The sequence below is a fragment of the Paenibacillus salivarius genome (assembly GCF_051307165.1).
In the GTDB taxonomy this organism is placed as follows: domain Bacteria; phylum Bacillota; class Bacilli; order Paenibacillales; family Paenibacillaceae; genus Fontibacillus.
Genome location: NZ_CP195592.1, coordinates 845,955 through 859,637, shown reverse-complemented (window position 1 = coordinate 859,637; position 13,683 = coordinate 845,955). Strand labels below are relative to the sequence as shown.

Sequence of the window (13,683 nt, the reverse complement as noted above, 5' to 3'; positions counted from 1 at the left end):
ATTAACAGCCGATAAGAGCGGGTGTCAATCTATTTTTAATTATTCCTATAAAAATAGTCGTAATTAACCTGTATAGGTTAAACCTATCAATCCAATTCGATTTATATATTTCCACGCAGAGCCGGTTTACGCCATAATGAACTCACGAATAACGCTCAAGGAGGAATCGGGATGGCAGAAAAGCGTGAGGTTCAAGAATGGCAACCGGGGTTGTACGACCAAAAGCTCGGATTTGTTGCGGAATACGGAAAAGGCCTGGTTGAGATCCTGAACGCCCGTCCGGGCGAAAGGATTCTTGATTTGGGATGCGGTACCGGAGATTTGACGAAGGTCATTGCCGATTCGGGAGCCGATGCGGTCGGGATGGATTTGTCCGTTCCGATGATTGAGCAAGCACGGAGCAAATATCCGGGGCTCGATTTCCGCGTGGGGAATGCCGAAAGCTTCCAACCCGAGGAGCCGTTCGACGCCGTCTTCTCCAACGCGGCGCTGCACTGGATGCGAAATGCCCGCGGCGTCGCCGACTCGGTATGGAACGCCTTGAAGCCCGGCGGCCGATTTGTGGCCGAACTCGGGGGAAAAGGCAATGTGGCGGCGATCATCCGCAGCCTTGCCTTCGTGCTGGAGCGGGATTACGGCGTGGATGCCGGGCCGCTGAATCCTTGGTATTTTCCCGCTCTCGGAGAGTATTGCGCCTTGCTTGAGGAGAAGGGGTTCCGGGTCGTGCATGCGGCACACTTTGACCGCCCGACCAGTCTCGGTGACGATGATGAAGGACTGATCCATTGGCTGAACGGGTTTGCCGCCGGCTCGTACTTGAAGGATTTTGATGAGCCTGAAAAAAAGAACATCCTGCTCAAAACGGTGAAATCCGCGAGGGGTGATCTGTTCCGGGACGGCCACTGGTATGCGGATTACGTCCGGCTACGTGTCGTGGCGGTTAAGCCTAAATCATCCCCGGTCGGTTAAGCACCGCGAACAAAGAAAGGCACGGCCGCTCCGCCCTTTGCGGAACCGCCGTGCCCTCGTGGTTATCGATTATAAATTTATAAAGACCGTCTTCATTTTACCGCTGTATTGTACGTCAAGTCCGAGACCTTTTACCAGGACGGCCAGCGGGACATAGGTTTTCTGTTCTTTTCCGATTTTGTGCAAAAAGGCCGGCGTCGCCGTATCCATCTTCACGCCGTCAGCCGTGATTTGTTTGGCGCCGACCGGGATGACCACTTTCCTTCCGCTATACGTAATCGTTGCCGTACCGGCTTTCGAATTCCACTCGGATTGGCCGCCGATGGCATCCGTAATGTCTTTAAGGGCAACGAAGGTTTGGCCGTTTTTGACGACCGGTTGGTATGGAGTCGAAAGTTCCTTGCCTTTCACGACCACCGAAATCGGCGCCTTGCCGGATTTGGCCGCCGTCACCTGGTAGCTTCCCCAAATATTCTCGGCCATGATCTTGGCGATCGCTTCATACCCGGCCTGGTTCGGATGCACATCTTCCTTGAAAATATGCGTCAGCGACAACTCCTGTCCGACAAAGGCTTCGGCTACGTGCGCCACTTTTACCTTTTTGCCTTCCGCGGCAAATTGGCCTGCAAGCTCATCCACGCCCGCCGTGAAACTTGCGGATACTTTTGCTAGTTCATCGTACAGCGCCGCCCCGGCCAGCTTAGGCACCGGCTGGTACTGGTCCGCGAGTACGATTTGCGCATTCGGATTGATTTCCGTCAGAAGGGTCAGCACCTGCTGCATATTCGTCCGATATGCGGTGAGCAGCTCGCTTGCCTTCGATTTAAGATCGTCCGCGGATGCCGAACCCTTGGCTTCCGTGATCAGCTTCGACACATCATTCCCGCCGATCGTAATCGTGATCACGTCCGCCTGCTCCAGGCTGGATTTTGCGGCAGCCGTACCGGATGCAAATCCGGCGAGACGCGGATCGCCGAGCCCTTCCTGAATCTGATCCGGAGTGACCGCCTTGCCTTCTTTAATGGCCGTCACGTAATTCAGCAGACCGCTGGTCGTCAATCCGAGAATCCCGTAATTGGTCACCTCGGCCCGGCCATGAAATAACGCTTGCTCCTTCAAACGGTCCACGTAACCGTAAGGTACGGATGTTTCGGTCATGCCCGGCTCATACCCCGCGGTAATGGAATCGCCCAGCGCCACGATGAATTGGCTAGCCGCCGTTTGCTGCGCTGCTTGCACCGAACTTCCCGGCACCGCGCTTTCCGCGTTTTGCGCGTTTTGCGGCAATTCCGCGAGCACCGCCGTGCCGCCGCCGAGCAAAAGCGAAGCCGCCAGCATCCCGGTCAGCAGCGTCTTGCTTGCGTATTTGGTTGTACTGTTGTTCATAAATTCACTCTCCCAAAATAAAAATGCGCCCCGAAGGCTCGGGGCCGGTTTTCAAGCGCGGGCGAATAATCCGGATTCAGGGATATTATAATTCTTATGATTCTTCCCTATCTTTAGGCGTGTCCGCCTGCTCCGCCCTTTTTAAATATTCATCATAACGCCCGTCAATTTCCTTCGCCATGCCGCGATACTTCCGAGTCTCTTCCACGATCGGATCCAGATTGGTCTGAATCCTGATTTCATATTTGGGGGACAAGCGTCTGCGTTCCTCTTCCCGGCGTTCTTCCTCGCTGCTAAACTCCTGGTCCGTCAGTAACTCGGCAAGCTCTCTTTCGAGTTCCTTGTTATCGCTCATAAGTCGACACTCCCTTTCGGATATGAAGATTTCTTACTGCGGAGGATCCGTTTCCTGAACATCAGTTCCCTGTCGCGTCTGCCTCCCGGATCGCCTCAAGCAGCTGATCCTGGATTTTGCCGTTGCTGGCGATCAGGTTCCGGACTCCGATGTCATAAGGTTTGCCAGCGGTGTCCGTCACTATTCCGCCCGACTCCGTCACGAGAAGCACGCCAGCCGCGGTATCCCAAGCATTCAGGTTCACTTCGTAATAACCGCTGAGCCGTCCGGCGGCCACATAGGCGAGATGGAGGGCGGCCGATCCGCCCGCCCGCAAGCTGCGGGTTTGTCCAGCCAAGGCAGAGATGCCTTTCAGATTGATGGCACCGGCCACCTCGCGGTCCGGATTGAAACCGACGGCTATAACACTTTCGTCAAGGGTACTTTCAGCCGATACATGGGTAGGATTGCCGTGCATGTATGCGCCCTTTCCCTTCTCGGCAACGAACATTTCATCCCGCATCGGATCATAGATAACCCCGATAATGACTTCCCCCTTGTATGCCAGGGCAATGGACACGCAGAAAAAAGGAAATCCATGCACAAAGTTGGTTGTCCCGTCAATGGGATCGATAATCCATAAATATTCCGCGTCCCTGGCCTCTTCAACGGCCGCGGCACATGCCGCCGCCCCCGGAGCGACCCCTTCTTCCCCTAGAATTTCGTGATCCGGAAAATGGGTCAAAATCAGCTTGCGGATCATTTGTTCCGCGCCCTTGTCCACTTCGGTCACCAAATCCTGCGGCGAAACCTTCGTATTCAAATCCTTCACCTGGCCGAGCCGGCTCTTGATCCATTCCCCTGCTTTCGCGCCGCAGTTGATCGCGACCGCAAGCGGGCTTTTGCTGCCTACAACATAAGGAATACTAGGTTTGGATTCCAATGCTTTCACACTACTTTCTTCATTTTCTAAGCTATATAACGATGCTCTATAGAATCTTGATGTAAGGGCAAGTACGCAAAATGTTCCTACGATCGCTGTTGCTCCCAAATTTCTTGATTATATAAAATCATAAGAGGTTGAAATCCGATCACAAAGGCGAACACTCCCGTTTCTTCGGAATCATTTTGCTCCCTTGCCAACATCTTAATTCTTAGACTCATCCTATATAGCTTCCGTTTCCTATTTACCTTGCAAAAAAGTCCGTAACCCGGCGCGCCTTAACGAAAGCGTCACCGGGAACGAACTTCTCCAGCTTCTTAGGGCCGGTTAAGCCCCTACAATGTTGTATCCGCCATCCACGTAAATCACTTCGCCCGTAATCCCGCGCGACAAGTGACTCAGCAGGAACATGGCGGTGTCCCCGACTTCCGCCGTCTCCGTCGTTCTCCGCAGCGGCGCCTTCTCCTCAACCTGCTTCAGAATCGAGTTGAAATCGCTGATTCCCTTGGCGGCAAGCGTCCGGATCGGACCGGCGGAAATCGCGTTAACCCGAATATTCTTTGGACCCAGATCGTTCGCCAAATAGCGGACGGACGACTCGAGCGCCGCCTTCGCCACGCCCATGACGTTATAGTTGCGCATCACGCGTTCCGAGCCCATGTATGTCATCGTCATAATGCTTCCGCCCTCCGTCATCAGCGGGGCCAGACGCTGCGACACCGCAACGAGCGAATAGGCGCTGATATCGTGGGCCAGCGCGAAGCCTTCGCGCGAGGTGTCCAGGAACTCTCCGGCCAGGTCTTCCGCTTTCGCGAAAGCGATGCTGTGAACCAGGCCATGCAGTACGCCGAATTCCGAGCGGAGCGTGTCCGCCAGCTTGTCGATTTCCTCATCGACGGTTACGTTGCAAGGGACCAGGAGCGAATTCGGAATAGTTTCCGCCAACTTGCGCACCCGTCCTTCCACGCGCTCGCTTTCATATGTAAACGCGAGACGCGCGCCTTGCGCCGCAAGGCTTTGGGCAATCGCCCAAGCGATGCTGCGGTCATTGGCAACCCCCATGACGATAATGTTTTTTCCAGCCAGCAAATCTCCCATGAATAAAAGCCTCCTCCTCATTTTGAAGCCGGTTCCTTTTCGTTCAACTTACCTTATTTCTCCAAAAAATTCAAGGGCAGGAGCCGCATGGAATCAAGACTGGACACGGATGGTGGCTCCATCCAACATTTCTACGCCATCCCCTTGAAAGCGGTCCAAGTCTTCCATAAGCGCGAACAGCGCTCCGTCCTTCAGCTTCGCTTCCAGCATCACGTCGACCCGGTCCGTGACCCCTGCAATCTTCCGCAAGAAATCAAGCAGAGGACCTGCCAGCACATGATCGGCATGACCGCGGGGGTCCCGCTCGCTCTTCGGGCTCGAGGCGTGAATTTTCGGCGGAAGGGGGTCGTCCGGCGGGGAATCCGCCTGGGCCAGAGGGCTGGTCCAGGTTTGGAGCACGCGCGGCCAGAGATCCGCCGCATCCTCGCCTTCATTGTTGACCCATTGGTGATGGAGATCCAACACCATCGGCAAACCAAGCGCTTCGCAAACGGCCAGCGTTTCCGGAGCGTTGAACGTTTTATCGTCGTTCTCCAGAGTCAGGTGCCGTTTCAGACGGTCCGGAAGCGCGGCGACTTGCGTTTTGAAACGCTCCGCGGCCGAAGGCTTGTCTCCGTATGCGCCGCCAACATGAATATTGTTTTTCGCTCTGCCGTCCAAGCCCATCGCTTCAAACATATCCACGTGATACTCCAAATCGCGCACCGAATTGCGAAGCACTTCCGGACGCGGCGTGCTGAATACCGTAAAATGATCCGGATGAAAAGATACTCGCAAGCCGTTACGCTTCACAAAATCCCCGATTTCGGCAAACGGCTCCCGCAAAGCGCCAAAAGGATTCCAATCCTTTAGAGCTTCGTGAGTCGCAAGCGGAATCAGCTTTGACGAAAAACGGTACACCCGTATATCGTGGGCTGTGTTATGCCGCAGCAGCCGCAGCGTATTGTGCAGATTTTCCGCGGCAATCGATTCCAGCCGCCGTACGGCCGCATCGCGATCCGTCAGGCTGCTGAAGGTTTTGTAGGTCATCGTCCGCGAAGGAGATGCGTTTTTGACGACGGTGGACATCGCCACGTAACCGAATCTGACGATCACTTGGATCCGGCTTCCCCGAAAAACATTTCGTAGGCGAGCGCCGTCTGGACGGCGGACTCCTCCTCGGTCAGCTTGCGGACAAGGTCCAGCTCGACCGCGGTTACTTCCTCTCCATTAAAGTTGATCTCGGCCACGCAAGCCGTAATTTTAACGATGGCGACGGCCTTATTATCCGGCGTATAGGCTATCACCTTCTGCCCTGTCGGAAAAATGCGCAAACCGGTCTTCCGCATTTTTCCCCGGCCATACTCCAAAAGATCGTACAGTTCCTGTTCGCTTTTAAATTTGCACACCGAATTGAATTCCGTTTGAAAACCCATCGTCGATCCTTCCTTTCCGGGCCTTTCGTTTGTTAAATCCCGTTTTCGAAGTTCAGATTTTGCCGCGTTTCGTAACGTTCCAGCGCAAGTTCGATCAGCCGGTCAAGCAGCGCCTCGTAGGACACGCCCGTTTCGCGCCAGAGCAGCGGATACATGCTGAACGGCGTAAAGCCCGGCATCGTGTTTACTTCGTTAATCCAAATCGTGCCGTCATTCTTCTTGACGAAAAAGTCGGCCCGGCACAGGCCGCTGCCCGCAATCGCTTTGAACGCTTTTACCGCAAGGTCGCGGACGCGATCGGCCAGCTCGGTATCCAAAGGTGCCGGAATCAGCATTTGCGACTTCCCGTCCAAATATTTAGCCTGATAATCGTAGTATTCGCCCGAGGACACGATTTCCCCGGGAACGGACGCCAAAGGCTCGTCGTTGCCGAGTACGCCGACTTCCACCTCGCGGGCATCGACGAACTCCTCGACGATCACCTTCACGTCATAGCGGAACGCGAGCGCAATCGACTGGAGCAGTTCCTCGCGCGTTTTCGCTTTGGAGATCCCGACGCTGGATCCCAGATTGGCCGGTTTGACGAAGCACGGATAGCCGAGCTTTTCTTCGATGCCCTGCAGCAAAACATGGCTGTTATGCTCCCATTCCGCCGCGGTGAAGAAGCAGTATTTGCACTGCTCAAGCCCCGCTTCCGCAAACAGCTTTTTCATGATGACCTTGTCCATTCCCGCCGCCGAGGCCAAAACGCCCGCCCCGACATAGGGCAGGTTGGCCATTTCGAACAAGCCCTGGATGGTTCCGTCTTCTCCGTTGGTTCCGTGCAGCAGCGGGAATGCGACATCGATCGCCGGCTCGCCGGAGGCAAGCCCGCTGAAAAGCAGGCTGATCGCCGCCGACGTTTCGCCCGCCCCGTCATTCAGCTGAAGCCGGTCCAGCGAGTCGAAGGGCCCGGTCAACTTCTCTCCGACTCTCCATTCTCCCTGTTTTGTAATATAAAAAGGAAGCAATTCATATTTTGCGTAATCAAACGCTTTTGAAACCGCAAAGGCCGTCTGCAGCGAAACTTCATGCTCTCCCGACTTTCCGCCGTAAATCAGCCCAACAGTCAACTTTTCCTGTCCCATGTGTGCATCCTCTTTTCGATAATTGTGAAATAAGCTCAGAACCGGTCCGAAATATGGAAAAAACGATATACCGTATTCCCGGTCCAGGCATAAGAATCCCGGTAATCCCAGAATCTATGCTTGCTTGGCACGGTGTGCGCGTTCACTAAAGGCATCCCGCCCGCGTCGAACGCGGTCACGATCGTACTGTGCTGGTAAGCCCCGTTTCCGTCCCAGTCGTAAATGATAACATCTCCGAGCTGCAGCTGCTCCGGTTTGCTCACCAGATCCGCCCGCAGTCCCGAATCGCTGTTCGTCAAGAAACGCTCGAGGGCGTTTGCGACCGACCAGCTGTAGCTCCAGGCTTCCCGGCCGCCGACGTATCCCTTGTACCACCAGCCCGATTCTCTTGTTCCAGTATAGTTTATTGGGGCTCCGCCTGCAAAGAGGCACTGGGAGATATAGTTGGTGCAATCGACTTCAAACGCGGTGAATTCTGGATTGAAACTATTCCACCACCGATCCGCATAAAGCACGGCGTCTTCCCGTCTGTACGGCGTGCTGCGGAGGCCGTATCCGCCGAGCACTTCGCGGTTTAAAAACGGCCTGGAAGCGGTGCTGCCTCGTCTGCCGCCGGACTGTCCATGTTCCGGACCGGCATGTGAAAGCGCGGGAGCGCTGCGCTCCGGCACCGGTTCGACGACGCGGGTAACGGCCCAGCCTTCCCCATCGCGCTGAAGGGTCAGACGCTGCTTAAGAATGCGCTCCTCCTGATGGCGGGCCCCTCCTTTTTCATAGTCCATTTTTTGAGCCAGTAACAGCTCTACTTCCATTTCCCCTTCTCGATTCTCGATTTCCCGCAATAGACGCGCGCGCGTTTCGCTCCGGACCGGTATGGCGCCGCGGTCTTTGTACCATTCCTCGAGATGCCGCTTCCGTTCTCCGCGTCGCATTAAATAATCCAGATCGGCAATGATCGAATGGTCCGTCCTTGCCCGGTAATCGACTTCATCCTGGTTATGCTGATTCACGTAGAGGGATAACGTTTTCTTCCAATCCTCCGCCATGCGATGACCTCCTTTTACCCACTATTAAAGAGGTTATTCAACTTTAAGAATGTATATGAACCGGCATGGCCGAGTATGTGCCGAGTATATACCGTCAATGCGCCGAGTTACTGCCGCAGAAAGCCGAGTAAGTGGCGTGTAGTTGCAGAGAAAGGGCCGAAAAATGCCGGCAGTGTTGTAATGATTATGCACCAAGTAAGCTCTGGTAAGCGCGGTCGGAAATGCGTGGAAGACGATCGGCAATTTCCTGCAAAGGCCAGCAAAATAGGAACAAAAAGTTCTTTACTCCCCGTCGGACGGACGGTATACTAAATATAGTGAGTTTTTGAAATTGGGTTTCATCTAGTGAAACAAGGAGGTCCACACATGTCAAAGAACGATTTTTTCTCCAGCAGCCGGACGCTTGAGGTCGGTGGCAAGAGCTATCGCTACTATGACCTGCAAGCTCTGGAGCAGCAAGGACTCGGCAAAATAAGCAAACTGCCTTTTTCCATCAAAGTATTGCTCGAAGCGGCTGTCCGTCAGTTTGACGGCAGAGCGATTACCGAAGAACACGTGAAGCAAATCGCCGGCTGGAGCGAAGGCCGGGACGATAACAAGGAAATCCCGTTTATTCCCGCACGGATCGTCCTTCAGGATTTTACCGGCGTTCCCGTCGTGGTCGATTTGGCCGCGATGCGCGACACAGTGAAGAAAGCCGGCGGTGATCCGAAGCAAATCAACCCGCTCGTTCCCGTCGATCTCGTGATCGACCACTCCGTCATGGTCGATGCCTTCGGCACGCCTGAGGCGCTTGAATATAATATGAACGTTGAATTTGAGCGCAATGAAGAACGCTATCGTTTCCTGCGTTGGGCGCAAACGGCGTTCAACAATTTCCGCGCCGTTCCTCCGGCTACCGGGATCGTGCACCAGGTCAACCTGGAGTACCTCGCTTCGGTTGCGGCGACCAAAACGGTTGACGGCGAAACGGTCGTCTTCCCGGATTCCCTAGTCGGTACGGACTCCCATACGACCATGATCAACGGTCTCGGCGTTGTGGGCTGGGGCGTCGGCGGCATCGAAGCCGAAGCCGGCATGCTGGGGCAACCGCTGTATTTTGTCGCGCCGGAAGTGATCGGCTTCAAGCTGACGGGCAGCCTTGCCGAAGGCGCAACGGCGACCGACCTTGCTCTGACCGTAACGCAAATGCTGCGCAAAAAAGGCGTTGTCGGCAAATTCGTCGAGTTCTACGGCCCGGGTCTGGCCAATATCAGCCTCGCGGACCGCGCTACGGTTGCCAACATGGCGCCTGAGTATGGAGCAACCATCGGCTATTTCCCGGTCGACCAGGAAACGCTGGCTTACCTGCGCAGCACCGGACGCACCGAAGAGCAAATCGCGCTGGTTGAAGCGTACTACAAGGCGCAAGGCATGTTCCGCACGAGCGAAACTCCGGATCCGGAATTCAGCGATTTGATCGAGCTGGATCTGGCCTCCGTCGTACCGAGCCTTGCCGGACCGAAGCGTCCGCAAGACCGCATCGAGCTCACCGAAATGAAGGAGAGCTTTAACGGCATTATCCGTACTCCTGTCGACAAGGGCGGCTACGGGCTCAGCGACGAGAAAATCGCGCAAAAAGTAACGGTCAACCACCCGAACGGCGAAACAAGCGAACTGACCACGGGCGCGGTCGTCATCGCCGCAATTACGAGTTGCACGAATACCTCGAACCCGAGCGTTATGCTCGGCGCCGGGCTTTTGGCCAAAAAGGCCGTGGAACGCGGTCTCAAGAAACCCGCCTATGTCAAGAGCAGCTTGACCCCGGGCTCCCTGGTCGTTACCGAGTACCTGGAAAAAGCCGGATTGATCGAGCCGCTCGAAGCGCTCGGCTTCCACGTCGCCGGTTATGGCTGTGCGACTTGTATCGGGAACTCCGGCCCGCTGCCGGACGAAGTGAGCGCCGCCATCGCGGAGAACGACATGACCGTTGCGGCCGTCTTGTCCGGGAACCGGAACTTTGAAGGCCGCGTGCATGCCCAAGTTAAAGCGAACTACCTGGCTTCCCCGCCGCTCGTTGTGGCTTATGCCCTTGCGGGAACGGTCAACATCGACCTGCAAAACGAGCCGCTCGGATACGACCAGAACGACCAGCCGGTATACCTGAAGGATATCTGGCCGTCTTCCGCGGAAATTAAGGAAGCGATCGGCCTGTCCGTCAGCCCGGAAATGTTCCGCGCCAAGTACGAGAACGTATTTACGCAAAACGCCCGTTGGAACTCCATTCCGGTACCGGAAGGCGAATTGTACGAATGGGACGAAAAGTCCACATATATCCAAAATCCGCCGTTCTTTGAACACATCCAGGGCGGTCTGCAAGATATCGCGGATATCCGCAGCGCTCGCGTGCTTGCCCTGCTCGGCGATTCGGTCACGACCGACCATATCTCGCCGGCCGGCAACATCTCGCCGACAAGCCCGGCGGGCACGTATCTGAACGACCGCGGCGTCGCCCGCAAAGACTTCAACTCCTACGGCTCACGCCGGGGTAACCATGAAGTCATGATGCGCGGCACCTTCGCGAACATCCGTATCCGCAACCAGGTTGCTCCGGGTACGGAAGGCGGAGTTACGAAATATCTGCCGTCCGACGAAGTAATGTCCATTTATGATGCATCGATGAAGTATCAAGCCGAAGGCCAAAACCTCGTCGTCATCGCCGGCAAGGAATACGGCACGGGCAGCTCCCGCGACTGGGCGGCCAAAGGCACATACCTGCTCGGCGTAAAAGCCGTCATTGCGGAAAGCTTTGAACGGATTCACCGCAGCAACCTGGTCGGCATGGGCGTACTTCCGCTCCAGTTCCAGGAAGGCACCAGCTGGAATACGCTCGCCATCGACGGCACCGAAACGTTCGATATCGTCGGCCTGAGCAACGATGTGAAGCCGGGTCAGGAACTGACGGTCATCGCGACCCGTCAGGACGGAACTCAGTTCGAGTTCGTCGTAACCGCCCGCCTCGACAGCATGGTCGACGTGGACTACTACCATAACGGCGGTATTCTGCAAACCGTCCTGCGCCAGATGATTGCGGAAGGCAAATAAATAATTTTTAAAAACCCCCGGTACCGAATGGTGCCGGGGGTTTTTGCGCTTGAAAGAAAGAAGGGGATTATTTTGACCAATCGGTCTGAATATATTTGACTGATCAGTCCGGAAAGTGATATAGTGAACCTAGAACTTCCACCTTTTGTCTAAGACACCCATACTCACAAGAAAGCGAGGCAACTGAAATGAGTACCTTGTCTTACGAGCAGGCTGAGCAGCTCATCCAACTTTTCGCAGACCGTTATATTCGTAAGGATTATGCTGCATTTCTCGATTTGTTTGCTGACGATATCGTCTTCGAGTTTCCTTATGCCCAGGAACCGAATCCTAAACGTCTGAACGGCAAGGCGGCACTGCGTCAGTATCTCGAGAAGCTGGAAAAAGCGCTTGATATCACCTCCTTCACCCCACCGGTCATTCATGTAGCGGCCGACGCTCCGGTGTTCTTCGCTCAGTTCGAAGCGAACGGGAACAACCTGGTTACAGGCGGATCCTATGAACAAAGCTATATATCCGTAGTCGAAGTTCAAGATGGCAGGATTGTCCGCTACCAGGATTACTGGAATCCGCTAGCCGTCAATTGAAACCCGACATCAATGAGAACTAAAGGAGATAATCGTATGCCTAATAAATCATCCACTCGTATTCTGCTAACCGGAGGACAGGGCAAGACTTCCTCCCGCATTGCACAGCTGCTGCACAGTCAGGGCTATCTGATTCGAAGAGCCGGACGCAGCTTACCCAAGCCCGGGGATGAACAAGTCGGTGAACACGTCCCATTCGACTGGTTCGATGACTCTAATCATGATGACCTCCTGCAGGGCATCCATGCCGTATATCTGGTTGCACCTGCGAGCCTGCATCCTGAAGAAGTCATGATTCCTTTTATCCAGAGAGCACTTGACGCTTCGGTTAAGCGCTTCGTCCTATTATCCAGCGCCTCGATTCCGGAGGATGGCCCCATCTTCGGCGGCGTTCACCGTTATCTGCATGACCATGCCCCGGAATGGGCCGTACTGCGCCCCTCCTACTTCATGCAGAATTTCACGGATCCCAGCCACGGGCACGGGCACTCCTTGCGCCACAGCGGGCACATCTATACGGCAGCCGGAGACGGCAAGGTAGGCTTCGTCGACGCAAACGATATTGCAGCTGTGGGATTCCATACCCTGACCGACAAGGAGCCCCATAACCGGGAGCTCATCATTACGGGCCCGGAATCCCTCACTTATGATAATGTGGCCAGAGTGATCCGCAGCGTTACCGGCCTGGACGCCAAGCATATTCGTGTTACACCGGAAGAGCTCGCAGAAAGGCATAGGGCTTCCGGCTTGCCGGCGAGCTATGCCGAATACCTGGCCGGAATGGATGTCCGTATTCGCCTCGAAGGAATGGAGGATCAGGTAACCGACACGGTACTTCGTGTAACCGGCCGGGAGCCGCGTTCCCTGGAGCAATTCATTTCGGAGCATAAGACATCGTTTCATCTAATTGACCAAATGGTACCTTAAGATAAAAAGGCTCTCCTGTCATCACCATTTAAGATGACCCTAGGAGAGCCTTTTGACGTTTACATTTCATTGAGATCTATCTATCGCTTTGCTACCTTGTCCTTGTAGCGTCCGAAAGACCGACAGTACCATCTGTAAGATGCCAAACAGCTTCGGCTCATCCATTCCCAGCTTGGCTGACGTGATCAGAGCGATCCGCTCATGCACCAGAAACCGGGCCAGGTCTCGGATGTTCACCTCCGGGCTTATTTCCCCTTCTTCCACCGCGCGTTCCAGCATAGTGTAAAAAATCTGCTCCGACAGTTCGGTGTTCGTCTGCAGATAAGCCGCCAGCTCCTTATTGTGAGGCGCCTGCTCGATAGCGCTGCTAATAATGAAGCACTCCAGACGCAGCTCAGGGTCTGTAAGGACTTTTATGATTGTGGTAAATACCAGCTCTACCTTGTCAACGGCCGTTCCCGGCCCATCGCAAAGTCTCTTCAGCTCCTGATTTTTCTGTTCCATATAATGTTTGACAGCTGCGAAAAACAGCTCCCACTTCGTACCATACGTATCATATATACTTTGGCGGGCAATGCCCAGCCCATTGATTAAATCCGGCAACGAGGTACCTTCATAGCCACGATTTCCGAAGATATACATGGCTTTATGCAGAATCTCATTCGTATCAAAAGCCTTCGTTCTTGCCACTCTTAGCGCCCCTTTCCCAGTTACTTATATAAGAGTAATTATACTATGCTCTGGGCGAACCCGCTTCGACGTATTTT

The 13,683-nt window shown here is 54.7% G+C and carries 13 protein-coding genes; 4 read left to right on the top strand and 9 right to left on the bottom strand.

The genetic code is table 11. The features are described from left to right. Nucleotides 1–171 precede the first annotated feature (171 nt). Nucleotides 172–969 (top strand): class I SAM-dependent methyltransferase, encoded by a 798-nt coding sequence (locus ACSFXJ_RS03915; RefSeq protein ID WP_435923923.1) that lies wholly within the window; start codon nt 172–174, stop codon nt 967–969. Between the two features lie 69 nt (nt 970–1,038). On the opposite strand, the gene ACSFXJ_RS03910 is transcribed toward ACSFXJ_RS03915, so the two are convergent. The 8 genes from ACSFXJ_RS03910 to ACSFXJ_RS03875 all read right to left on the bottom strand — a co-directional run bounded on the left by ACSFXJ_RS03910 (nt 1,039) and on the right by ACSFXJ_RS03875 (nt 8,318). After that, nucleotides 1,039–2,355, bottom strand: coding sequence for a stalk domain-containing protein (locus tag ACSFXJ_RS03910; protein WP_435923922.1), 1,317 nt, complete (start codon nt 2,353–2,355; stop codon nt 1,039–1,041). A gap of 94 nt (nt 2,356–2,449) precedes the next feature. Beyond that, nucleotides 2,450–2,710 (bottom strand): hypothetical protein, encoded by a 261-nt coding sequence (locus ACSFXJ_RS03905; protein ID WP_435923921.1) that lies wholly within the window; start codon nt 2,708–2,710, stop codon nt 2,450–2,452. A gap of 61 nt (nt 2,711–2,771) precedes the next feature. Beyond that, entirely contained in the window at nt 2,772–3,641 is an 870-nt protein-coding gene (locus ACSFXJ_RS03900) for an inositol monophosphatase family protein (protein ID WP_435923920.1), read from the bottom strand. 318 nt (nt 3,642–3,959) lie between these two features. Then, nucleotides 3,960–4,730, bottom strand: coding sequence for an enoyl-ACP reductase FabI (gene fabI / locus ACSFXJ_RS03895; protein WP_435923919.1), 771 nt, complete (start codon nt 4,728–4,730; stop codon nt 3,960–3,962). Nucleotides 4,731–4,823: 93 nt separating this feature from the next. Beyond that, entirely contained in the window at nt 4,824–5,825 is a 1,002-nt protein-coding gene (uvsE, locus tag ACSFXJ_RS03890; RefSeq protein ID WP_435923918.1) for a UV DNA damage repair endonuclease UvsE, read from the bottom strand. Beyond that, entirely contained in the window at nt 5,822–6,145 is a 324-nt protein-coding gene (locus ACSFXJ_RS03885) for a hypothetical protein (RefSeq protein ID WP_435923917.1), read from the bottom strand. Before ACSFXJ_RS03885 ends, uvsE begins: the two co-directional genes overlap by 4 nt. A 32-nt stretch (nt 6,146–6,177) precedes the next feature. Next, on the bottom strand, nt 6,178–7,272 hold the full coding sequence (locus tag ACSFXJ_RS03880; RefSeq protein WP_435923916.1) for a D-alanine--D-alanine ligase: 1,095 nt from the start codon (nt 7,270–7,272) through the stop codon (nt 6,178–6,180). A 35-nt stretch (nt 7,273–7,307) separates the two neighbouring features. Then, entirely contained in the window at nt 7,308–8,318 is a 1,011-nt protein-coding gene (locus ACSFXJ_RS03875; RefSeq protein ID WP_435923914.1) for an amidase domain-containing protein, read from the bottom strand. 366 nt (nt 8,319–8,684) lie between these two features. Between ACSFXJ_RS03875 and acnA the strand changes: the two genes are divergently transcribed. The 3 genes from acnA to ACSFXJ_RS03860 all read left to right on the top strand — a co-directional run bounded on the left by acnA (nt 8,685) and on the right by ACSFXJ_RS03860 (nt 12,916). Next, nucleotides 8,685–11,402, top strand: coding sequence for an aconitate hydratase AcnA (acnA, locus tag ACSFXJ_RS03870; protein WP_435923913.1), 2,718 nt, complete (start codon nt 8,685–8,687; stop codon nt 11,400–11,402). A gap of 188 nt (nt 11,403–11,590) precedes the next feature. Continuing rightward, the gene (locus ACSFXJ_RS03865) at nt 11,591–11,989 is read left to right on the top strand and encodes a nuclear transport factor 2 family protein (RefSeq protein ID WP_435923912.1); all 399 of its coding nucleotides are present in this window, start codon (nt 11,591–11,593) and stop codon (nt 11,987–11,989) included. Between the two features lie 36 nt (nt 11,990–12,025). Next, nucleotides 12,026–12,916 (top strand): NmrA family NAD(P)-binding protein, encoded by an 891-nt coding sequence (locus ACSFXJ_RS03860; protein WP_435923911.1) that lies wholly within the window; start codon nt 12,026–12,028, stop codon nt 12,914–12,916. 66 nt (nt 12,917–12,982) lie between these two features. Here the strand turns inward: ACSFXJ_RS03860 and ACSFXJ_RS03855 are convergent, their stop codons facing one another. After that, the gene (locus ACSFXJ_RS03855; protein WP_435923910.1) at nt 12,983–13,606 is read right to left on the bottom strand and encodes a TetR/AcrR family transcriptional regulator; all 624 of its coding nucleotides are present in this window, start codon (nt 13,604–13,606) and stop codon (nt 12,983–12,985) included. Nucleotides 13,607–13,683 lie beyond the last annotated feature (77 nt).